Genomic DNA, 21,706 nt, shown 5'->3' with positions numbered 1-21,706 from the left:
ATGATCATCGACGCGAATGTGCAACCGCACTTCCGCTATAACGCCGAGATACGCCGCTATCTCCCGGCCGCGCATCAGCTGCGCTCGATCCCGGATGTCGAGCAGCAGTGGTATCAGGCGCCGGGTGGCGACTACCGGGCGGACCTCTACGGCGAGCACTACCCGGGTTCGGATCCCGATACGGTGGCCCGGCACCTGTTCGACGACATGGGCGTCGATTACGCCATCCTGAACCCGCTGACCCGCGGCAACATCGCCGATTACCTGCTCAACAGCCGCATCTGTGCCGCGGTCAACGACTGGCTGCTGGATCGCTGGCTGGAGCCCGACACCACCGACCGTTTTCGGGGCACCATCCGGGTCAACCCCGAGGACGTCAGGGGCGCGGTGGCCGAGATCGAGCGCCTGGCCGGTCACCCGAAGCTGGTGCAGGTCGGTGTGCCGATGCAGTCGCGCGAGCCGTACGGCAAACCGATGTTCGAGCCGATCTGGGAGGCCGCCGCCGCGCACGGGCTGCCGGTTGCGGTGCACATCAACGGCGGCAACGGCGTCGACCACCCGCCGACCTTCGCCGGGCACGCGCACACCTACCCGGGCTACGCGGCGTTCATGCCGCTGAACTACTTCGTGCACCTGGCCACGCTCATCATCGAGGGCGTATTCGGCAGGCACGCAGGCCTGAAGTTCGTGTTCGCCGACGGCGGCTACGACATCCTCACCCCGCTGATGTGGCGGCTGGACACGTTCTGGCTGTCGATGCGCGACCAGACACCCTGGGTGGACCGGTATCCCAGCGAATACCTGCCCCGCCACGTCCGGTTCTGCTCGTCGGCGTTCGACGGGCCGACCGAGACCGGCGCGATGCGGCGCTGGATGGATTTCACCGGCAAGTCCGACCTGCTGATGTACGGATCGAGCTATCCCCACTGGTCCACATCGGCGCCGGAGGCGATCGCCGACGGGCTGGATGCCGCCCAGCGCGAAAAGGTGTTGTGGCGCAACGCCAGTGAACTCTACGGGCTGAAGGAGCGTGTGTGATGACGACGATCGAACGGGTCGATTCGCCCACCGGCCGCGAGGACGAGATCGCGGTCACCATCGTCGACACCGACGTGCACCCGTTGCCGCTCTCGGTCGACGTGCTCAAGTCCTATGCGCCGGCCGCATGGGTGGACAAGATCTGGCCGACGGGCAACGCCGTAAGCCCGGTGCCTCACTTCTACGACACCCCCGACTCGTTCAAGACGTCGTCGCTGCGCGTGGACGCGTGGCCGCCCGGCGGCGGAGCCGCCGGCAGCGACCCGGATTTCGCGGCCAAGCAGTTGCTTCTCGATGCCGGTGTCAGCATCGCGACGCTCGAGCCGATGTGCGACGCGCAACTGCCGCAGGCCGAACACGTGCTCAAGTCGACCTACAACGACTGGCTCGCCGACGTCTGGCTGGACAAGTACAACTGGCACGGCCGCTGGCGCGGATCGATCAGCGTCAGCGCGCAGACGCCGGACCAGGCCGGCCGCGAGGTGGAACGGTGGGCGGGACATCCGTACATGGCCCAGGTGCTGATGACACCGCAGACGCGTGGAATCCCGTTCGGCAACCCGCATTTCGACCCACTTTACGAGGCGGCCGCACGCAACGGCTTCCCGATCGCCACGCATCTGATGGGCCAGACGCCGTTCGAACTGATACCGCTGTACCCGGTCGGCAACCCCGCGCACTGGCACGACTTCTTCGCCTCGTGGCCGTTGCTGTACGTCTCGCACCTGATGAGCCTGGTGTTCGACGGCGCCTTCGATCGCCACCCGGACCTGCGGGTGGTCTTCGTGGAGGGCGGCTTCACCTGGGCGATGCCGGTGATGTCGCGAATGGACCGGATCTGGGAAGCGCGCCGCGGCGACCTGCCCCACGTGCGTCGCCGCCCATCGGACTATGTGCGCGAACACGTCCGGTTCACCACCCAGCCGCTGGAAGACGCCGACACCGTGCAGTTCCGCGAGTACCTGGAGTTGATGGACCTCGGCGACAACCTGATGTTTTCGACGGACTACCCGCACTGGAGCTACGACTCGCCGACCTACGCGATCAACCGATTCCCCGCCGACCAGCGGGAGCGGATCATGCGCGGCAACGCGACGGCGCTGTACGGGCTACCGGCGACCGTGAAGGCGCTTCCCGGAGAACGGTGACAAGTGGCCGATCTGGCCGCCATGCTGGCCTCTTTGGTCGGCGAATACGACGAGAAGTGGTCGGCGCTGGACTTCGCCGGCGTCGCCAACCTGTGGGAGCGTCAGGACCCGCGGCCGATCTACATCGGTGACGAATACGCGGTGCCGCTGGTCGGCGCGGACGAGCTCGATCGGCACTGGGCCAGGATCGGCAGTCGGCTGAAGCGCGCCTCGGTGTCGTCACGGTTGTGGTCTGCCGATGGGTTGGCCGGGGGAGTGGCGCGTTGCGTTTTGCTGAGCCGATGGAGCTTCGTCGGGCAAGAATCCGATGTTGCGCACACCGGTGCCAGCTGGATCACGTGGTTGCTGACTTTTCGCCGTGATAGGTACCGCATCTTCCACCAGATGGAATCGCAGGTCTACCTTGAAGATGGTTTCCCGGACGGAAGTTGAGGGGTATGACGCAGACCAACCTGACGCGGCCGCAAGGCCTTAGCCGGATCGACCCGGTGCTGCGTGATGCGGCGATCGAGCTAAGTGTCGTCGATTTCCGCACCGAGACACTGCCCGCGGAGCGCAAAGATGCCGAGGCCCGGGCCGCCGACCGGGCCGCGGCCGTCCAAACCGCCGGTGTCGCCGTGGAATCGCGATCGATCGCCGGTCCGGACGGCCAACCGCTGGGCATTCGCCTGTATCGCGGTGGCGCGGGATCCCGGGCGCCCCTGGTGATATACGCCCACGGCGGCGGCTTCGTGACGGGAAACCTGGACACCGATCATGCGCATTGCGTGGAGCTGGCCCGTGCCGCCGACTGCCTTCTGGTCTCGGTCGACTACCGGCTCGCACCCGAAAATCCGTGTCCGGCCGCGTTGGACGACGTGGATACGGCCTTGCGCTACGCCGTGGACAACTGCGCCGAGCTGGACGTCGACCCCAGCCGCATCGCGGTGATGGGACGCGACGCCGGTGCGGCGCTGGTCGCGAGCCTGGCCCAGCGCGTGTTCGACGAGGAGGGCCCGTCGGTGCTGGTGCAGATCCTGCATCAGCCGATGCTCGATTCCGATGCCACCCCGTCGCGACGGGAGTTTCAGCGCACGCCGGGCCTCAACGGCCCTGCCGTGAGCCGGGCCTGGGGTCACTACCTCGGCCACACCACGGCGAGCGGTCAATATGTCCCCGCGCATCGGGCCAACCTCGAGGGCCTGCCACCCACGTTTATCAGTTGCTCCGAGATCGACCCGTGCCGTGACGAAGCCATCGACTACGCCAACCGGCTACTGCATGCCTACGTCCACACCGAATTGCACGTCATCGCAGCGACATTCAACGGCTTCGATTCTTTGGTTCCCGATTGGGTTGTCGCGCAAGAGAACCGGGCGCTGCACGCCCAGACGCTGCGCCGCGTGTTCGCCATGTAGCGGCTGCGGCTAGACCGGTGTGAACTTGGTGATCAGCCACTTGCCGTTGATCCGGGACATGCGCACCAGGATGCTGCTGACCGCCACCGACGGCTGGGCGCTGTCCTTGGTCGTCGTGACTTGATCGACGAAGACCAGAACCCCCGCCGAATCGGGGTGCAGTTCCGACACGGCGGCGCCGGTCACCTTGGCCTTGGTTTTCATCGACTTCTGCCTGGCCACCGGGGCCACCGTCTGCTGACTGAATTGGTCGAAGTACGACAGGAAATCCCCGGCGAGGTGTGTCCTGGCGGCGGCGAAGTCCTGGTCGAGCGAGTCGGAGGAATACGACAGTACCGCGGTCGTTCCATCCGTCGCGGCGTTGACCACCGAGCGGGCGACGCCGGCGTCGGTCTGTTGGTCCGGCCGGTACTGCTCGAAGTACAGCCACGTCGCCACGCTGCCCGAGATCAGTAGCAGCGCAACTAAAACCGCCGCAATGACCTTGCGGGCCCTGGGCGAGAGGGTACGGCGGCGGCGCTCGATCGGCGCGGCGTCGTCCGACCCCTCGTCGGCGGGCTCTTCGTCGTCGGCCACGCCGTCGGCGGGCTCTTCGTCGGTGGGCTGCTGGTCGATTGGCTCCTCGGCCACGGAGGTGTCGTCGTCTTCGGCCGGCCCCTCGGTGGGTTCCGGTGCGGCCGAATCGATGTCGCGCACGTCTTCGGTCACGGCACGTACTCAACTTTCGACATCTTGTATTTCCCACCGACATCGGCGACCGTCACCCTGAGGCGCCAAATTCGCGGCGGCTCGTCCTTGCCCGGAGGCGAATTGGTGACTTGCGATGTCGCCGAAACCAATACCACCGCCGAGTTGTCGTTCATGGACTCGAGGGCGGCGGCGTGCACGGTTCCTTCCGTGACCGCCTTCGACTGGATGACCACGGATATGAAGTCGTTGGCCCGCTGCTGGAAATCGGCTTGGAATTCGCCGGTGGAGCCGTCGATCACGCGCTGGACATCGGCCTTGGCCTTATTGAAGTCCAACGAAATCATGTTGAGGACACCCTGCTTGGCCCCGGCGACGAACGCGGCTTCGCGCTGTTGGTGCCTGGTCGTGTCGCGATGTTGAAGCACCATGTATGCGCTGGAGCCGACAAAGGCGATGATGCCGATGACGGCCGCAATCGCGGCGAGCAGCGGCATTCGCCGCCGCCATGCAGCTTGCTCGGTTACCGACTCGGCGGAGTCGTCCTCGCCGTATTCTTCGTCGTCCTCGTAGTCATCCTCGTCCTCGTCGTAATCCTCGTCCGCGGCGTAATCCTCGTCCGCGTCGTCGTACTCGTCGGGATCCGGCAACCCGAGGGCCTCGCGTCGCAGCCGAGCGGCGCGGGCGCGGGCTTGGGCCGCGGCGGCACGCGCTTCGGCCGCGGCGGCCTCCGCCTCGGCCTCTTCGAGCAACGCCCTGGCGTCGGCCTCCGATGCGGTCGAATGATCGGGCGTTTCGTTCGCCTCAGCCACCGCGATTACCGCTCGTGATGATCATTATCGATTGGACTCCGGTATCTCTTACCGTACTGCTCATTGCTAACATCAGAATCCACAGCGAACCCCGACGAGAACCGACCAGGCGGATGATCAACCACCCACGCTTCCTCTCGAATCTGCCGGCATCATGACCGCTGTCGACTCTCCCGAAAAGATACTCTTCGCGTCCACAACCCAGGCCTTTCTGCAAAAAGAAGCGCCCCTGAGTCGCGTCCGCGAACTGCACGCCGCGGGACTGTCCTTCGACCCGGCGTGGTGGCGGCGCGCCGCCGAACTCGGGTGGACGGCCCTCCTCGTGCCGGAGGAGTTGGGCGGCGGCAGCGTTTCGGACAGCGGCGTCGTGGACCTGGCCATGGTGGCCGAGCAGCTCGGCAAGACGGTGGCGCCCGGGCCGCTGTATCCGGTCAGCGTCGTGCTCGCGGCGCTCGCCGAGTGCCCGGATCCGCGGGCGCACGCCGAGACCATCGAGTCGCTGATGTCCGGTGAAACCGTGGCGTCGTGGGCGGTTTGCGAGCCGGGCAGGGGCTGGGCTCCGCTGGATCCTTCGGTGGCGGCCACCCGGACGGAGTCCAGCTTCCGCATTGATGGTGCCAAGGACCGTGTCGAGGCCGGGGCGCAAAGTGGGGTGCTGTTGGTCGTGGCGCGAAGCGATGACGGCGTTCGTCAGTTCCTGGTGCCGACAGACGCGCCCGGTGTCCGGATCACGCCGCAGCAGTCGGTCGACTTGGTCAAGCAATACGCAAAAATCGACTTCGACGGCGTGGTCGTAGACCGCTCCGCCGCAGTCGGCGGCCCCGCCGAGGCCGCCGCGCTGATCGGGCGGCAGAGCCAGCTCGCCCAGGTACTGCAGTGCGCCGAGGTGGTCGGCATTCTGCAAACGGTGTTCGACTTCACCGTCCAATGGGCGCTGGACAGGCATACATTCGGCCGGCCGCTGGCCTCCTACCAGGTCCTCAAGCACGGCTTCGCCGACATGAAGTTGTGGCTGGAAGCGTGTCGTGCCACCACGTCGGCGGCGGTTGCCGACGTCGCCGCGCGCTCGCCCAAGGCGGGCTTGTCGGCGAGTATCGCCAAGTCATACGTCGGCGAGATGGCGGGCCGGATCGTGCAGGCCTGCGTTCAGATGCACGGCGGCATCGGCGTCACCTGGGAACACGACCTGCACCTCTACCTGAGGCGGGTCACGTTGTACCGCTCCATGTTCGGCACGCCCGAGGAACATAACCTGAGGGTGTACGACGCGGAGAGGGCGGCCCGATCGGTGACGAACGCCCGATGACGACCACCGAAACCGTCGCCGAATTCGCAGCCCGGGCCCGAGTGTGGTTGGCGGACAACCTGCCCGCCATCGACCCCGAGAACCCGCCGCCCGCACCGCGCGACGACGAGCGATCCTGGAACAGGGCCCGCGAACTGCAAAAGCTGCTCTACGAGGGCGGATTCGCCGGTATCTGCTTTCCCCGCGAGTACGGTGGCCTAGGGCTGGACTACGAGTACCAGAAGGCATTCGACGCCGAATCCCTCGGCTACGAGATGCCGCTGATCCTGAACACCCCGACGTTCACCATCTGCTGCGCCACCCTGCTCGACACCGGAACCGAGGACCAGAAGAAGCGGCACATCGCGGCCGCTCTGCGAGGCGACGAGGTCCTGGTGCAACTGCTGTCCGAACCCAGCGGCGGTTCGGACCTGGCCGGTGTCATCACCCGAGCCGAACGCCAAGGCGAGCGTTGGATTATCAACGGCGCAAAAACTTGGAGCACAAGCGCTTTCGCCGCCGACTACGGATTGTGTCTGGCGCGCACCGACTGGGACGCGCCCAAGCACGAAGGCCTGACCATGTTCCTGGTGCCGATCCGCCATCCGGGAATCACGTTGCGGCGCATCACCATGCTGAGCGGGTCCACCGAGTTTTGCGAGGAGTTCCTGGACGGTGTGGACGTCGGCGATGACGCCGTCGTCGGCGAGGTCAACGGCGGCTGGGCGGTCGCCTCGCGCCAGCTGTACCACGAACGCCGGGCGGTGGGGCAGGGTTCGGAGTTCGCCAGTGGCGCCGGCCACGAAGGCGGGCACACAACGCCGGTCGACTATGTGGCGCTCGCCGAGAAGATGGGCCAGGCCGACAACGAACGCATCCAGGAGATCGCCGGCCGGGTGCTCGTGCAACGCGCGGTCGGCGAGCAGCTGATCGATCACGTGTACCGCAATGTCCGGGATGGTGTGCTGCCCCCCACCGCGGGAACCCTGATCAGGCTCTTTCACTCCGAGACGGTGACCATGGACATGGACGCCGCGATGGCGATCACCGGAAGCGCCGGTGTGGTGGGGGAATTCGGCGAAGGCCTCGAGGCCGGGCTGCGGTACCTGTCCCGGCAGAACGTCGCCATCGGCGGCGGCACCACCGAGATGGCCCGCAACGTGATCGGCGAGCGGGTGCTGGGATTCCCCCGCGAATACGCCGCCGACCGCGGGGTGCCCTTCAATCAGGTTCGGCACGGTCAGGGCCGCTGACCTGCGCCCGCCGCCGGTCGGCGAGAGTGCTTAGCGATCGCTGTTGTCCACGGGCATTTGGACCAGCGACAAGACGTGATGCGCGGGGGTTCCGGGGGCTGCGACCAGGGTAAGGGCGCCGCCCTGCGTGCGTGCCCGGTCGCGGGCGGCCGCCAGGGCGCTCACGCCCGCCGATCCGAGATGTGTCACCCCGCTGAGGTCGACCGTCAACGACGCTACGCCGGAACGACTTTCGACCGCGATCTGTCGGTCCAGGGTGGCCGCGGTGGCCGCGTCGACGTCCCCGCTGACCACGATGCGGCCGGCCTCGCCGACCAAGGAGACGAATTCGGAGTTGACGGATCGTGGGCGGGTTGAGCGGCTGACGGTCGTGTCGGTGATGAAGTTCGCCGGCCGCGACAGGCGGTGCGTCAGGCTGGCCGTCGTCCCACCGTCACCGTGGGTGACCTGAGCCTTGTCCACCAACGCTTCGGCCATCGCCAGTCCGCGCCCGCGACCTCCCTCACCTTCGCGGTAGTCCTTCCACCGCCCCTGGTCGACGACCGAGGCGTGCAGGTTGCCATCGCCGGCCAGCGCGGCCTCGACCACGATCCATTTCGAAAGCCGGTCGGAAACCGTTGTCGCGTACCCGTGCTCGATCGCGTTCTCGACGAACTCCGAAACCGCGTGGACGACATCGCAGAAGTCGTCGAGGTCGGCGCCGATTTCCGACAGCCACTCACGAAGCTCGGCACGGACCGCGCGCGCGGCATGAATAGTCGCGTCCAGCGTGATCCGCAGTGGTTCGGGCGGCGTGCGCCGTTGCACCGCAAGCAATGTGACGTCGTCCTTGTAGCCCGTCGACCGCAGCAGCAATTCCAGTGTCTCCGAACAAATCCGGTCGATCGGCCGGCCCGGCGCACCCATGACGAAGCCGCGGCTGCCGGCGGCAATGTTCGCGGCCAGCTCGGCGAACTCCGCGGTGCTCGCGCCCAGCGGTCGGCCGGGACGTTCGATCAGACCGTCGGAATACAGCAGGACCGAGCCGCCCACCTCCAGCACCTCGGTGCGCACCGGGAATCCGGTGCTGCTACCTAAGGGACCCGCACCCGTCGGCTCCGCATAGCGCGCGCCCGCGCCGGCGCTGACAAGCAGCGGTGGTGGGTGTCCCGCTGTGCAGTACTGGAATTCGCCCGTCGCCAAGTCGAGCGAACCGACGCACAAGGTCGCAGACTTCGACCCCGGGACCTGTTCATGAAAGCGGTCGACCGCTTCGAGCGCTTCGACGATGTTGTGGCCCAAGGCAATCTGCATCCGCAGCGCGGTGCGCAATTGCGACATCACCGCCGCGGCCTCGACGCCGTGCCCGACGACGTCGCCAACGACTAGCACCAGCCGATCACCCAGGGCCATCGCGTCAAACCAGTCGCCACCGGCCGCGGTGTCCTCCGCGGCGACGAGGTACTCCGCGGCGACATCGGCGCCGGGAACGATAGGCACCGACGGCGCCAACAACGCCTGCTGCATGATGGTGGCCGAATCGCGGACGTGCCGGTAGCGCTCGGACAGCTCCTCCATCCGCTCCTCGGCGGCCTCCCGCGCCCGCACCCGGGCGGTGACATCGTCGAAGATGATCTGCACACCCTCGACCGATCCGTCATCCCCCGGGCGAGGCGTGACGATGAAGTCGAAATACCGTTCTTCGATTCCCGAGCCGTCATAATCGGCCTGCAGCCGCCATTCCGTCCCGGTTTGCGGTTCGCCGGTCGCGTAGACCCGGTCGAACATTTGGTAGATCTGCTGGCTCTCCAGCTCGGGGAAGACTTCGCGCGCAAGCTTTCCCACCGGGTTGCCGGTCGGGTTGAATGCCCGGTAGGCCGCGTTGACCGCCACAAACCGGTGGTCGGGCCCTTTCAGGCCGACCAGCATCGCGGGGACATTCTCGAAGACGCGCCGAACCTCGTCGGGCGCACCAACGGTGTTGTCCCAATCCTTTTCGGCGACCATCTGGCCGTCCCTTCCCGCGGAACCTCGCTATGCAGCCACATAACCAGGCCGAATGCACGGCGTTTGCACACGTAGATATTCAGATTAGCAATGCCTGTTAGATACCCATTGCATCAGTTTGCTAACGGCTGTCCGGGCGCGTCTCCTGGTTACGCTGGATTTCGACGGGTACCTCAGGTCACATGAGCGGTCTCCGCCTAACCCGAATCGCGTCGACGTGAGGGATCTGCTGCTGCAGTTCGTCGACGGCTGGCGCCCGGCGGCCTTTGCCGCGCTCAAGGCGCTCGCGTTATTCGTCACCGCCGCAACGGCTTTCCGGCTCATGTTGCGGCGCACCATCGCCGAGTTCACGCCGTTCGACTGGGTGACCGCCGTCGCGGTGGGCGCCATTGTCGGGCGAACCGCGACGGCCGCCGACACTTCGTGGTTAACCGGGGCGGCCGCCCTCGTCGCCTTGATCGCCGCCCACGACCTGGTCGCGCGGCTGCGGTTCGTCCCGTGGGTGCGCCGTCTGGTAGACCCGCCGGTGCGGGTGCTGATCCGCGACGGCGAACTCGATGAGGCGAATCTGAAACGCTGCCGGCTCACGCACTCGGACCTGGACGCGATCCTGCGCCAGCACGGCCACCAAACACCCGCGGACGTTCGCCTCGCGGTGTTCGAGACCAGGGGCGTCGTCTCCATCATCGACGACGCCGACCGCTCAGGCTGAGACCGGCTTTTTCCCAGGCGAGGAGACCTTCATCAGCTTCATCAGGTTGCCGCCCATGATCTTGGCGACGTCTTCCTCGTCGAAGTCGGTCAGCTCGTCGACGAAGGAGATGGGGTCCTTCAGGCCCTCGGGGTGCGGCCAGTCGGATCCGAACAGCACCCGGTCGGTTCCCACCATCTTGACGATCTCGGTGAAGCGGTCCTCCCAGAACGGGGTGATGTACACGCAGCGCTTAAACGCCTCGATCGGGTCCTCGCTGAACGACTGCGGCATCTTCTTGTAGACGCCCTTGAGGCCCTTGAAGAGGTCCGGCACCCAATCCGCGCCGTTTTCGATGGACAGGATCCGCAACTCGGGGTTGCGTGACAGCGCGCCGTGGCACACCAGCGCGCCCATCGCGTCGATGATCGGTCGGTGGCCCATCACCAGGCTGCGGAAGGGGGTCGGCTTGAACGGCAGGAACTCGTCGCCCGGCTCCCACACGTTGGCGAACTCGGAGTAACCGCTGTCCGAGGCGTGCATCGACACGGGGATCCCGGCTTTGACGCAAGCCTGCCAGAACGGGTCGAACTCCTCGAGGCCGAACGACCGGCTGCCTTTGTAGCCGGGCACCGGTGCGGGGCGGACCAGCACGGTGCGGGCGCCGCGCTCGAGGACCCACTCGAGTTCTTCGAGCGCGCGCTCGACGATCGGCAGGGTGATCACCGGGGTGGCGAAGATGCGGTCCTGATGGTTGAACGACCACTGTTCGTACATCCACTCGTTGAGCGCGTGGATGACGTCGTGGGTCATCTCCGGGTCGTCCTTCATGCGCTCCTCGACCAGGCTGGCCAGGGTGGGGAACATCAGGGCGTAGTCGATGCCGAGCTCGTCCATGACCTCCAGCCGCGCGCCCGGTTCGCGGAACGCGGGGATGGCCTTCATCGGCTCGCCGAGAATCTCGCGATAGCTCTTGCCCTGGGCGCCGTTGCGGAAGTAGTCCTCCTGCGCCCCGGGCCGCGCGACCACCTCGAACGTCGGGTTGGGGATGTACTCGCTGATGTGGCCGCGCACCACGATCTTGGTGCGGCCGCGCACCTGGACGTAGTCGATGACGTTCTTGCGCTTGTCGGGCAGGAACTTGGTCAGCGCTTCCTGCGGCTCGTACATGTGGTTGTCGGCGTCGAACACGGGGAAGGAAAGTTCGCGAGACGGCATGGCGATCTCCTTGCGGAAGTCTGTGGTTCTCAGTATCTGGTAATGACGTTACCACTTCTGCGCGGCGAGGAGTACCGGGACCTACATGTCGGCCTGCAGGCCGGTCGGCGTCGCCCCGTTGATGATCGCGAAATTCACGGTCGCGGTCGCGGCGAGCTCGTCGCCGTCGCCGTAGATGTCGACCTGCATGACCATCGCGCGCCGGCCGGACCGCAGCATTCTGGGGACCGCGCGCGCGGCGCCCTGCCGAATCGGGCGCAGGTAGCGGATGAAGAGGTCGGCGGTGGTCATGGTGGTGCCCTGCTGCAGATAATCCAGCCCGAACTGCCCGCCCGCCACGTCCACCAGCGTGGCGATCAAGCCGCCCTGAAGGGCGCCCGACGTGTTGACGACATTGGGGCTGACCGGCATCGTCATCGCGAACTCGCCGTTGTGGATTCCCGGCCGCATTCCGATTTGCGCGAACAGCTCACCCAAGGTGGGCGTGGACGATTCCTCGTCGGTCTCCCGGATGCCCAGCGCGCGGCTGCAGTAGTCGTAGAGCTGGCCGGCGTCGATCGGTTTGCCGATCAATTCGGTGCCCAGCCAGTGCAACCGTTGGGCGCCCATGATGGTCTGCATGACGATCGCGGCCGCGGCCCCGATATCGAGTCCCGGGTTGAAGACCCCTTCCGTGATTCCCTGCCCGACGATGTCGCGGATCAATTGATGCAAGGGGGACAGCACTCGGGTGTAGTCGCGGGGGCGGGTTTCGGCCAGATGCTGGTTGTACAGGCTCAACGCCCTGTTGAGGCTGTCCTGGGTGCTCGACTCGGGTTGTTGGCTGACGCGGTCGATCACCAGCTTCAGCGCGGCGGTGCTGTCCAGTCCGTTGGTCTCGGCGCGCCAGGCCTGCACCGATTGCGCGATGGTCCGGTCGAACAGCGCGAGGAGCAGTTCGTCCTTGCTGCTGAAGTGCTGGTAGAAGGCGCGAAGCGAGGTCTTGGAGCGCGCGACGACCTCCTGCACGGTGAAGTCGGTGCGTCCCGTTTCGCCCAGGATCGCGACGGCCGTCTTGATGAAGCGGTCACCGCGCGTCACTTCGGCTTCCTCGGTCGGTTCAGCCATGAGAATGAGGTTACCGCGCATTGTGGGATATGCAGGAAAGGTCAGCCGTTGCAGTCGCGCAGGTCGATCGTCGACCCTGGGCCCGCGCCGTCCAGCGCTGCCGCGTCGGCCGCGTCCTGGGTGAGCGCCTCTCGCCCCGCCAAGACCTTCCCGTCGCTGCTCTCCGCGATCGAGAAACAACCCAGTCCGGACGCGAGCACCTCGCAGTCGTTCGTCTTTCCCTTGACGTCGCACCACAACACGGCGGCGTCCTCCGCCTCGTGCCGGGTCCGGTAGTTGAGCCGGATGGATTCCTCTCCGGTCGAGAGCGACCCGGCGGCCGCGCCCCAGCATCCGGGTCTGCAGGAAAAGTCGATGTCGGCTTTGACCGCCGGCGCCGCCGCCAGTGGCCCGGCGGCGCCGAGTACGGCGATCACCGCGGGCAGCGCAAGGTTCCTCATGGCCACGACCCCATCTCGCCCCCGATGAACGACGTTCACAATGTCGCAGGCGCAGCTCTGAGCGGGTTGTGAACCGGCCCTGAGCCCCGTTAGAGCGGCGGTTGGATTACTGGGCAGGTCGCGGCGGTGCGACTAGCATCAAACGGTTATGAGGGCGGTCGTTCTCGCGGTTTCCTCCGTGATCGTCTGGGTCTTCGTCAGCGTTCCGGCGGTGGCGCACGCGGACCCGTGCGTCAACGGCACCGTCCGGCCGGGTGGTTGGGGTGGGGACTCGTTCCTGTGTCAGGACGGCGGGTGGTTGCATGTCGTGCCGAACGGTGTCGCCGGTAATCGCCCCGATCAGCCGCCGCCGCCGGGGTGTGTGAGGTTTCCGGACAAGTACATGTGCCCCGTCGACAGACCCGGATAGCAGCCGCGCCAGGACCTAGCCGCCGCGGGACTCGATCATCGCCGAGCGATTGACTTTGGTGGCCGCGGTGCGGGGGATCGCATCGACGAACTCGACGGTCTTGGGCGCCTTGTAGTGGGCGAGCCGGTTTTTCGCGTACTCGATCACCTCTTCCTCGGTGAGGCGCACCCCGTCGGCCGGCTGGACCACCGCATGCACCCGGCGCCCCCACTGCGGGTCGGACAGCCCGATGACGACGACGTCGGCGATGCCCGGGTGGCCCGCGAGGGCCGACTCCACCTCCGCCGGAAAGACATTGGCGCCGCCCGTGATGATCATGTCCACTCGCCGATCGACGATGTAGAGGTAGCCGTCCTCGTCGAGATACCCGATGTCGCCGGCAGAGCGGAAGCCGTCCTCGGTCGACGGCAGCGGCGCCGCCCCGCCCAGGTATCGCGATCCCGCGGCCATCGGTGACCGCAGGTAGATCTCGCCGTGTTCACCGGGGCCGAGCGGGATCTTTCCGGCGTCGAGAATCCGGATCTCGGTGTCCCGAAAGCCGCGGCCGACACTGCCCGGATGCGCGAGCCACTCGTCGCCACGCAACGCGGTGAGTCCGAGGTTCTCGGTCATGCCGTACGCCGACACGATCTGCTCCGGGCTCAGCAGCTCGAACCAGGTGTGCATCAGCGACGGCGGCATCACCGCGGCGCCCTGCAGGACGAAGACGACGCTGGACAGGTCGCGCTGGCGGACGTCCGGACGCGCCGCGATGCGCGCCAGCATCGTGGGTGTGGCCGTGAAGTTGGTGATCCTGAAGCGTTCGATCACATCCAAAACGAGTGCCGCGTCGAACTTTTCGAGCACCACGAGGTGATCACCGGCCAACAGGAAAAAGAACGTGGCGAAGCCGTTGGTGTGATACATCGGCGCGGGCACCATGATCGTCTGCGGCTGGGCCACCGGCGTCCAGTTGGATAGGAACGGCTCGCCGTGCTGCGGCGTCCAGAGCGAGGGCGCCAGGCTGAGGATCACCTTCGGCACACCGGTCGAGCCGCTGCTGCAGATGCCGTTGGCGTGAGGTGAAACGACCGGGGGCAGCGGGGTTTCGGACTCGGCGGCCGCCCGGGCGTCCAGCTCCCACCGGGTTTTTTCGTCGACGACCACCGCGGGGTCGATGACCTCGCGCACCCGGTCCCGCTCCCACTCGGGCAGGTCCCAGTGCATGGGCACGGGAACAGCGCCGATCTTCCAGCACCCCAGCGCGGCCAGCATCAGGTGCTGTGAATTCGGGATCGCCAGCGCCACAAGGGAGCCGACCCCCGCGCCGCCGGCCGCCAGCGCGCGACCCCACTGGTTGGCGCGGGCGTCGAGTTCACCGAAGGTGAGCGTGTTCGCGGTGCCGTCGAGCCCGACGACCGTCACCGCCTTGTCGTCGGGGCGTTCCTCGGCGAGCTGCCGGAGCTTGGCGCCGAACGGGATCCCTTCCTCCAGCGGATTGGGGCCCGCCTCGGACGCGATCCGTTCGGTCGTCACGCCGGCACCGACCCCGAAAACAGTGTCTCCAGGTGGCCGCCCCGGACGTCGGGTATCAGGCGCAGCGCGAGCGCCTCGGCGCTCAGCGGCAACCGGATCAGCGGTTGGGTGTGCCGGTCGAGCACGCTGACGTCGGATTCGTCGCAGAAGCCCAGGGCGCCGAGCAGTTGATGCGAGGTCCGCAGCACCTGCCGCGCGGTGTCGGCGGCCTTGTAGCGCAGGACGAGCGCGTCGGCCGAATGAACCTGCACCGGAAGGGATTCCGGCCGGCAGATGGTGTACTTCGCGAGTTCGTGCAGGCCGCGCACCCCGACGGCGGCGTCGGCGACCGCGAACCTGACGGCCTGGAAGTCGGCCAGCGGCTGGCCGAACTGGACCCGCGCGCGCACGTGTTCGGTGACGATGTGCAGCGATTGCTGCAGGGCTCCCAGAATCCGCCATGATCCCAGCACGAGATGAAGGTTAACGTCGTCGGCCGGGACGGCTCCGTCGGGTGCGCTCAAGGTGGCGGGCACCAGAAACGGCCCCAGCTTGGCGTTCGTCCGCACCCCCGGTTGCGGGTGATACCGCACGCCGTCCAGGTCGGCGGCGATCCAGTCGCCGGGCAGGTCGCCGTGATCGATGCGCGGCGCTTCGGGATTGACCAGGGTCAGGCGGGCGCCGTCGATCGCCAGTAGCTCCTCCACGACGGGGTAGGGCAGCGCGTTTGCGCCGGCGGCCTGGCAGAGCACCGCGGCGGCAAGCAAGTCGTCGGCCTCCGACCGCACGTCGAGTTCGAACGCGCCGACGTCGGTCAGGGCGCTGCGTGCCGCGTCGCGCACGCTGTCGTCGGCCTCGGCGCGCAGCGCCGCCGGCGGGCCGCCCACCCGGGCGAGCCGCTTGGCCGCGACGGCGGCGAAGTCGCTGATGTCTTGTGGCAGTTCGGTTTTCACCGATGTCCTCCCAGAACGTCGCGTGCCACCAGCATGCGCTGCACCTCGATGGTGCCCGACGCCACGGTGGCGGCCTGTGCGTAGCGCCAATGGTCTTCGATGGCCCCGTGCAGGGGGGCGGACGCGCCGCTGTCCAGCGCGGACGGGCCCAGTACGTCGAACAGCAGTTCGGCGACCTGCTGATCGCACGTGGTGGTGGCTATGCGGGCGGCGCTGGCCGCCGCGCCCGCCGACGGGTCGTCCTGCAGCGAGATGGCCCGGTACGCCAGCAGCCTGGCCACCCGCAGGTCGACCAGCGCCCGGGCCCAGCGGGCGCGAATCGATTCGGGCAGCGCGTCCCAGCCGTCGCCGAGTTGCTTTTGCAGCCGGTCGAGAAGGGACTCGCACCGCGCGTAGCGAGCGATGCCGACCCGCTCGAACGCCAGCGCTTCCCGCATCACCCGCCAGCCGTCGCCGACCTCGCCGAGGACGTCACCGGGGAACGCCGGCACGTCGTCGAGGAACATCTCGTTGAGGTGATGCGGTCCCAGCATCGATGGGATCGGCCGGACGGTGAACCCCGGCCGGTCCATGGGTATCAGGAACAGGGTGAGCCGCTTGGCCTTTGGCGCGTCGGGATCGGTGCAGGCCGCCAGCACGCACCAGGACGCCATCTGCGCGTACGAGGTCCACACCTTCTGGCCGGTGATGCGCCACCCGTCCCCGTCCGGCACCGCGCGGGTGCGCAGCGAGACGAGGTCGGTTCCGGCCTCCGGCTCGGAAAAGCCTTGGCACCAGATCACATCGCCGGACGCGATGGCCGACAGGTGCTTGGCCTTTTGTTCGTCCGTGCCGTAACGCATGAGCGCCGGGCCGACCCAGTTGATGCCCATGTACTGCGGACCGCGGGGCTCGTGCTGGGCCCACATCTCCTCGCGCAGTACGGTCTGCTGCCAGACCGAACCACCGCCGCCGCCATGCTCTTTCGGCCATGCCAACGCCAGCAGTCCCTCGGTGGCCAACAGCTTGCAGAACGTCTCGGTGGTGGCGAGATCCTGGGGGTTTTCGGTGCAGGCGCCGAGGAAGTCGGCGGGGATGTGGTTGGCGATCAACTCCCGTAAGTGATTTCGGAGTTGTCCGGCGTCCTCGCCGAGGTCGTAATCCATCCGAGTCATCCCTTCGGCAGTCCGAGCAGCCGCTCGGCGATGATGTTGCGCTGCACTTCCGACGTTCCGCCGTAGATGGTGGCGGCCAGCGCGTCCTGGCGTTCGAAGAGCAGATCCGGATCGCTGACCCACTCCTGTCCCTTGGCGACGGCGGCCAGTTCCCAAACGCGTTGCAAGGTAACCGATCCGAGCAGCTTCATGATGTCGGCCTCGGGGCTCGGCCGACCCGCCAGTTCGTTACCCAGGGCCCGGTATCCGGTGGCGCGCAGCGCCTCGGCGTCGGCCAGCAGCGCGCCGAGCTCGGCGCAGATGTCGTCGGTGGGACGGGCCCTACGCACCGCGTCGAGCCCGCGCTTGATCTCGACCCAGTTCATGATCCAGATCATCTGGCGCTCGTGGTGCAGCGACGACAATGCGACGTTCCAGCCGCCGTTGAGCGGCCCGAGCAGGTTTTCCGCAGGAACCTCGACATCGTCGAGGAAGACCTCGCAGAACGTTTCGTCGGAGATCGAGGCCATGCGGATCGGCTCGATCCGTACCCCGGGCGCTTGCAGGTCGAGGATCAGGCAGGAGATGCCGCGGTGTTTCGGCGCCTCGGGGTCGGTGCGGGCGTAGAGCGTGCACCAGCGCGACTCGTGGGCCTGGGTGGTCCAGATCTTGTGACCGTTGACCCGGAAGATGTCCCCGTCACGCTCGGCCCGGGTGCGCAGCCCGGCGAAATCGGACCCCGCTTCCGGCTCGGACATGCCCAAGGCCCACCACTCGTCGCCGCGCAACAGGGGAACCAGGAGCCGCTCGATCTGGGCGGGCGTGCCGAATTGGCGGATACCCGGCGCGGCGACGCCGGGACCCTGAATGTTGGGCAGCTTGGGCGCGGACCGCAGCGCCGCCTCGATCCGAACCTCCATCGCGTCGCGCAAGCCGAGCGAGCGGCCGCCGTGCTCGCGGGGCCAGGTCGGCTGTATCCAGCCGGCCTCGAAGGCCGCACGCTGGTAGTCACGCCGCAGCGGCAGGTCCCAGCGGTATTCGCGGTACTTCTCGTAGTAGTCGTTCGGCAGGAATTCCGTAAGCCACGCGCCGAATTCGTCGACTATGGATTCCACGGCGGTCATCCGCTGCCTCCCGCGAACCGGCGGCCCACCTCGTGGTAGAGCGCGCGGCTGTCGCCCAGCATCGCGGCGCCCTGCCAGGCGTGCCGGACGTAGAGGTGGATGTCGTGCTCCCAGGTCTGCCCGAGGGCGCCGTGCACCTGCACCGCGGTCCGCGCGCAATTGACCGCCGCTTCGCCGGCTGCCGCCTTGGCCAGGGCGGCGGCGGTCCAGGCGTCACCCGGGTCGGGATCGGCGAGCCGGGCCGCGGCGGCGTAGGTGAGGCTGCGCGCCCGCTCCAGGCCGACGTGGTTGTCGGCCAGTGCGTGTTTGATGCCTTGGAACGCACCGATCGGCGTGCCGAACTGCCGCCGCGTCTTCGCGTGTTCGACCGCGCGGTGCAGGGCGGCGCCGGCCACGCCGACCAGATCGGCGGCCGCGGCCACCAGCGGCGTGGTCAGCGCGGATTCGAGATCCACCGGCGCGGCGGCCAACGGCTGGGCGTCGACCTCGACGTCGGCCACCGGTTGCGCGGGGTCGGTCGACTCGCCCGCCAGCACGGTCACCCCGTCACCACAGCGCGCGACGACCGCCATGACCTCGTTGTCCGCATGGGCCAGCGTGACGAGCAGCTCGGCGCGCGACAGGTTGGGGACCGCGACCGCCCGCCCGCGCAGCCGTCCCCCGCGCAACGTCATCGGTGCGCCGGGCAGCCGAGACCCTTTCGAGTGGACCGCCAGGGTGGCGACGGCGCCGCCGGCGATGTCGGCGAGCACCGAGTCGAGGCCGCTGGCCCGCAACGCGCCCGCGGCCAGCCCGACACTGCTGAGCAAGGGGATAGGCGCGATCGCTGCACCGCATTCCTCGAGGACGACGGCCAGCTCGACGGGTCCGTAGTCGGTTGCTTCAGGGGCCGCGAGCTCCGTCCAGCCGAGGTCGACCACCGTCTTCCACGGGGCGCGCCAGCGCTCGGGGTCTACCATCGCCTGACGGGCGGCATCGGGCGGACACTCGGCGCGCAGGACGCCGCGCACGGTGTCGCGCAGCGACAGCTGCTCCGAAGTCAGTCCGACATCCATAAGACCCCTAACATAATAAAAATAGTAAACTAGCGCCGCTGTTGCAATCGGCGCGAGCATAGGTGGGCGCATGGTCGAGTGGTATCTGTTCCTGCCCCAAGTTCGGTTGTCGGCCGCCGACATCACGGAGCGGACGCTTCATGCCGAGGCCGGCGGTTTCGACGGGGTGGCGTTCATCGATCACCTCGAGGCGCCCGGTTTGCCCGACGAAACCATTTGGGAGGCAATGGGCATCGCCACCTGGGTGGCCGCCAGGACGGAGCGGCTGCGGATCGGCCACCTGGTGCTCTGCGACGCGTTCCGGCATCCGGCCGTGCTCGCCAAACAAGCCGTCACCCTCTCGGACGCATCGAACGGCAGATTCGACCTCGGCCTCGGCGCGGGCTCCTGGCCCGCCGAGTTCACCAGATTCGATGTGGGTGAGCAGGATCCGAAGGCCAGGGTCGCACAGCTCGGGCGCCACATCGAGCTGATCCGGCAGTACTGGGGCGACGTGCCGGGGGAGGACGGGCAGGTCCCGCGCAGGTCCCATCCGATACCGCTGCTGCTGGGCGGCACCGGACCCCGGATGATGGAACTCGTTCGTAAATACGCGGATTGGTGGAATCTGCCGGCCAACCATCTCGACAAATTGCCCAAGCTGGCCCCCGCCGCGGGCACGGCGCGCGTGTCGATGCAGCAGATGGTGGGATTTGTCCGGACAGGCAGCGATCCGGGCAAGGTGCGCGAGGTGAGCACCCGGCGATTCGGCAACCTGGGCTCGGGACTGGTCTGCGGTGACGCCGACGAGCTGATCGCGCACTTCGGCGGTCTGGCCGCCCAGGGCGTCGAGCGGTTCTACGTGTGGTTCGCCGATTTTGCCGCGCCGGAATCCCTGCGCGAGTTCGGCGAGTCGGTGATCAAGGGGTTCGCTGGCGCCGGCGGCGGGCTTCCGTAGGCACGACCGGCGGCCGCGCGAACGGACCGCGCTGCACGGCCGACAGCCGGATCTCCGGCAGGTCGACCGACGGGTCGACGGTGTCCAGCCAGGCGACCGCCTCGGCGACGTCGGACACCTGGATCGCGTACATCTCGAAGGGAACGTCCTGCAGCATCTCGGTTTCCACCGGGCCGGGCGTCACGATGTGCACGGCGATGCCGTCACGGTCCACCTCGAGCGCCAGGGCGCGGGCGAACGCGTTCATGCCGGCTTTCGACGCGGAGTAGGCGGTGCGGGCCATCATCGGCTCGTGCGCCGCCGACGACGAGATGAACACGAACCGTGAGCCCGCGCGCATCCGGGGCAGGGCGGCGGCCGTCACCACGAAGCAGGAATCCAAGTTGGCCGAGATGATGGTCCGCCACTGGTCGAATGTCTGCTTACGCGCGTACGTTCCGCCGAGGGTGCCGGCCGCGTGCACGACGAGGTCGATCCGCTCCAAACCGCTTATGGCAGAGGTGAACCCGTCGGGATCGGACGCGTCGGCGACGATGTGGCGGGCACCGAGCTCCTCGGCGGCCGCGCGGAGCGGGGCCTCGCGCCGCGCCGAAAGCACCACGTCGTAACCGAGCTCGCTGAGCTTGCGGGCGCATCCTTTGCCGATCCCGCCGCTGCCGCCGGTGACTAGTGCGGTTCGCATCGACGTCAGGGGCGCCGGACGTTCCGCGGGCGCGACCCCGAACGTGAAAGAGCCTGCGGCGACAGCGCGTAGATGCGTTGATCGGGTCGGCCCGACAGCACGTAGGTCTGGGTGTCGGCGAGGTGGCGGCCCGCGATCCGGCGGGCGCGGTCGACGTCACCCTCGGCGATGGTCTCGGTCAGCTTGACGTGCGTGCCGAGCACGGCGCGGCGCTGAGCCAGCGAGGGGTAGGTGCCCCGAGCCGCGCTCTCGTCGGCCCACTGTTGCTCGTGACTGGTCCACAGCGTCTCCAGGCTGCCGACCACCGCGATGATGGTGTGGTTCCCGCAGCCGCGGACCACGAGATCGTGGAATTGGCGGCCGATTTCGGTGAACAGTCGGCCATCCTCGAGATGCTCGGCCATCGAATCGTTGACCCGCTTGAGTTCCGGCACCAACGTGTCCATCCGGTCGGGCCGCTGGGCCGCCAGCGCGGCGCAGGCGGGTTCGAGTTCCCGCAGCGCGAAGCCCAGGTCGGCCACCTGGACGGACTCGCTCTGCAGTAGCAGGCCGAGCATGTAGGCGGCGCTGGTCTTCGCGGGCGCGTGCACCACGGCGCCGCCGCGGTTGCCACGCCGGACCGAGACCAGGCCCTCGGTTTCCAGGATCCGCAGCGCCTCGCGCAGTGAAACCAGACTGACGTTGAACTGCTCGACGAGCACCTCCTGGCGCGGCAGCAGATCGCCGTCTGCGAGCTCACCGTCGATGATCTGACGGCGTAGTTCGTCGGCTACGATTTCGGCGATCCGCGGCGCCGACAGTCGGCGACGGGCGTCTTGGCCAATTCCCAGGGCGGTCATCCAATCCTCGCGCGTGCT

General features: G+C 67.7%; 22 protein-coding genes. 9 read left to right on the top strand and 13 right to left on the bottom strand.

Going from position 1 to position 21,706, the window contains the following annotated elements:
- Genes AC5Y4S_RS09625 through AC5Y4S_RS09610 form a run of 4 tightly spaced genes read left to right on the top strand, consistent with a single transcriptional unit; the run spans position 1 to position 3,583 of the window.
- The gene (locus AC5Y4S_RS09625) at positions 1 to 1,038 is read left to right on the top strand and encodes an amidohydrolase family protein (RefSeq protein ID WP_500033278.1); all 1,038 of its coding nucleotides are present in this window, start codon (positions 1 to 3) and stop codon (positions 1,036 to 1,038) included.
- Positions 1,038 to 2,186, top strand: coding sequence for an amidohydrolase family protein (locus tag AC5Y4S_RS09620; RefSeq protein ID WP_500032380.1), 1,149 nt, complete (start codon positions 1,038 to 1,040; stop codon positions 2,184 to 2,186). The genes AC5Y4S_RS09625 and AC5Y4S_RS09620 overlap by 1 nt, the downstream gene beginning before the upstream one ends.
- Before the next feature lie 3 nt (positions 2,187 to 2,189).
- Positions 2,190 to 2,618: a hypothetical protein gene (locus AC5Y4S_RS09615; protein ID WP_500032379.1), complete on the top strand. Its 429-nt coding sequence runs from the start codon at positions 2,190 to 2,192 to the stop codon at positions 2,616 to 2,618.
- A 5-nt stretch (positions 2,619 to 2,623) separates the two neighbouring features.
- On the top strand, positions 2,624 to 3,583 hold the full coding sequence (locus tag AC5Y4S_RS09610) for an alpha/beta hydrolase (RefSeq protein WP_500032378.1): 960 nt from the start codon (positions 2,624 to 2,626) through the stop codon (positions 3,581 to 3,583).
- Between the two features lie 9 nt (positions 3,584 to 3,592).
- On the opposite strand, the gene AC5Y4S_RS09605 is transcribed toward AC5Y4S_RS09610, so the two are convergent.
- Positions 3,593 to 4,291: a hypothetical protein gene (locus AC5Y4S_RS09605; RefSeq protein WP_500032377.1), complete on the bottom strand. Its 699-nt coding sequence runs from the start codon at positions 4,289 to 4,291 to the stop codon at positions 3,593 to 3,595.
- Positions 4,288 to 5,082 carry an Rv1363c family protein gene (locus tag AC5Y4S_RS09600; protein WP_500032376.1) on the bottom strand — a complete coding sequence of 265 codons (795 nt, stop codon included), beginning with the start codon at positions 5,080 to 5,082 and terminating at the stop codon, positions 4,288 to 4,290. Before AC5Y4S_RS09600 ends, AC5Y4S_RS09605 begins: the two co-directional genes overlap by 4 nt.
- 154 nt (positions 5,083 to 5,236) lie before the next feature.
- Here AC5Y4S_RS09600 and AC5Y4S_RS09595 point away from each other — a divergent pair, with 154 nt between their 5' ends.
- Together AC5Y4S_RS09595 and AC5Y4S_RS09590 are read left to right on the top strand one after the other, a co-directional pair.
- Positions 5,237 to 6,388 (top strand): acyl-CoA dehydrogenase family protein, encoded by a 1,152-nt coding sequence (locus AC5Y4S_RS09595; RefSeq protein WP_500032375.1) that lies wholly within the window; start codon positions 5,237 to 5,239, stop codon positions 6,386 to 6,388.
- The gene (locus AC5Y4S_RS09590; RefSeq protein WP_500032374.1) at positions 6,385 to 7,620 is read left to right on the top strand and encodes an acyl-CoA dehydrogenase family protein; all 1,236 of its coding nucleotides are present in this window, start codon (positions 6,385 to 6,387) and stop codon (positions 7,618 to 7,620) included. The genes AC5Y4S_RS09595 and AC5Y4S_RS09590 overlap by 4 nt, the downstream gene beginning before the upstream one ends.
- Positions 7,621 to 7,650: 30 nt before the next feature.
- Here the strand turns inward: AC5Y4S_RS09590 and AC5Y4S_RS09585 are convergent, their stop codons facing one another.
- Complete coding sequence (locus AC5Y4S_RS09585; RefSeq protein ID WP_500032373.1) at positions 7,651 to 9,606, bottom strand: SpoIIE family protein phosphatase; 1,956 nt, start codon at positions 9,604 to 9,606, stop codon at positions 7,651 to 7,653.
- A gap of 217 nt (positions 9,607 to 9,823) precedes the next feature.
- Between AC5Y4S_RS09585 and AC5Y4S_RS09580 the strand changes: the two genes are divergently transcribed.
- The gene (locus AC5Y4S_RS09580; protein WP_500032372.1) at positions 9,824 to 10,318 is read left to right on the top strand and encodes a DUF421 domain-containing protein; all 495 of its coding nucleotides are present in this window, start codon (positions 9,824 to 9,826) and stop codon (positions 10,316 to 10,318) included.
- Here AC5Y4S_RS09580 and AC5Y4S_RS09575 read toward each other — a convergent pair.
- From AC5Y4S_RS09575 to AC5Y4S_RS09565, 3 genes are all read right to left on the bottom strand, one after another.
- Entirely contained in the window at positions 10,310 to 11,515 is a 1,206-nt protein-coding gene (locus tag AC5Y4S_RS09575) for an amidohydrolase family protein (RefSeq protein ID WP_500032371.1), read from the bottom strand. The genes AC5Y4S_RS09580 and AC5Y4S_RS09575 overlap by 9 nt on opposite strands.
- 81 nt (positions 11,516 to 11,596) lie before the next feature.
- Entirely contained in the window at positions 11,597 to 12,622 is a 1,026-nt protein-coding gene (locus AC5Y4S_RS09570) for a hotdog fold thioesterase (protein ID WP_500032370.1), read from the bottom strand.
- A gap of 41 nt (positions 12,623 to 12,663) precedes the next feature.
- Positions 12,664 to 13,062: a DUF4189 domain-containing protein gene (locus AC5Y4S_RS09565; RefSeq protein ID WP_500032369.1), complete on the bottom strand. Its 399-nt coding sequence runs from the start codon at positions 13,060 to 13,062 to the stop codon at positions 12,664 to 12,666.
- Positions 13,063 to 13,210: 148 nt separating this feature from the next.
- Here AC5Y4S_RS09565 and AC5Y4S_RS09560 point away from each other — a divergent pair, with 148 nt between their 5' ends.
- Complete coding sequence (locus AC5Y4S_RS09560; RefSeq protein ID WP_500032368.1) at positions 13,211 to 13,471, top strand: hypothetical protein; 261 nt, start codon at positions 13,211 to 13,213, stop codon at positions 13,469 to 13,471.
- A 15-nt stretch (positions 13,472 to 13,486) separates the two neighbouring features.
- Here AC5Y4S_RS09560 and AC5Y4S_RS09555 read toward each other — a convergent pair whose 3' ends face one another.
- Genes AC5Y4S_RS09555 through AC5Y4S_RS09535 form a run of 5 tightly spaced genes read right to left on the bottom strand, consistent with a single transcriptional unit; the run spans position 13,487 to position 19,230 of the window.
- Positions 13,487 to 14,986, bottom strand: a complete 1,500-nt coding sequence (locus AC5Y4S_RS09555; RefSeq protein WP_500032367.1) for a class I adenylate-forming enzyme family protein — start codon at positions 14,984 to 14,986, stop codon at positions 13,487 to 13,489.
- Positions 14,983 to 15,918 carry an acyl-CoA dehydrogenase family protein gene (locus tag AC5Y4S_RS09550; RefSeq protein WP_500032366.1) on the bottom strand — a complete coding sequence of 312 codons (936 nt, stop codon included), beginning with the start codon at positions 15,916 to 15,918 and terminating at the stop codon, positions 14,983 to 14,985. The genes AC5Y4S_RS09555 and AC5Y4S_RS09550 overlap by 4 nt, the downstream gene beginning before the upstream one ends.
- Positions 15,915 to 17,072: an acyl-CoA dehydrogenase family protein gene (locus tag AC5Y4S_RS09545; RefSeq protein WP_500032365.1), complete on the bottom strand. Its 1,158-nt coding sequence runs from the start codon at positions 17,070 to 17,072 to the stop codon at positions 15,915 to 15,917. The genes AC5Y4S_RS09550 and AC5Y4S_RS09545 overlap by 4 nt, the downstream gene beginning before the upstream one ends.
- Positions 17,069 to 18,175 (bottom strand): acyl-CoA dehydrogenase family protein, encoded by a 1,107-nt coding sequence (locus AC5Y4S_RS09540; RefSeq protein ID WP_500032364.1) that lies wholly within the window; start codon positions 18,173 to 18,175, stop codon positions 17,069 to 17,071. Before AC5Y4S_RS09540 ends, AC5Y4S_RS09545 begins: the two co-directional genes overlap by 4 nt.
- Positions 18,172 to 19,230 carry an acyl-CoA dehydrogenase family protein gene (locus AC5Y4S_RS09535; RefSeq protein WP_500032363.1) on the bottom strand — a complete coding sequence of 353 codons (1,059 nt, stop codon included), beginning with the start codon at positions 19,228 to 19,230 and terminating at the stop codon, positions 18,172 to 18,174. The genes AC5Y4S_RS09540 and AC5Y4S_RS09535 overlap by 4 nt, the downstream gene beginning before the upstream one ends.
- Before the next feature lie 70 nt (positions 19,231 to 19,300).
- Between AC5Y4S_RS09535 and AC5Y4S_RS09530 the strand changes: the two genes are divergently transcribed.
- Entirely contained in the window at positions 19,301 to 20,167 is an 867-nt protein-coding gene (locus tag AC5Y4S_RS09530; RefSeq protein ID WP_500032362.1) for an LLM class flavin-dependent oxidoreductase, read from the top strand.
- Here AC5Y4S_RS09530 and AC5Y4S_RS09525 read toward each other — a convergent pair.
- A complete protein-coding gene (locus AC5Y4S_RS09525; protein ID WP_500032361.1) occupies positions 20,130 to 20,849 on the bottom strand; it encodes an SDR family oxidoreductase in 720 nt (239 codons plus the stop codon). The two genes, AC5Y4S_RS09530 and AC5Y4S_RS09525, sit on opposite strands and share 38 nt — an antisense overlap.
- Positions 20,850 to 20,854: 5 nt before the next feature.
- The gene (locus tag AC5Y4S_RS09520; protein ID WP_500032360.1) at positions 20,855 to 21,688 is read right to left on the bottom strand and encodes a FadR/GntR family transcriptional regulator; all 834 of its coding nucleotides are present in this window, start codon (positions 21,686 to 21,688) and stop codon (positions 20,855 to 20,857) included.
- Positions 21,689 to 21,706: the final 18 nt, after the last annotated feature.

It is taken from the genome of Mycobacterium sp. NGS64 (assembly GCF_059812245.1).
This window is presented reverse-complemented; position numbering and strand designations above follow the sequence as displayed.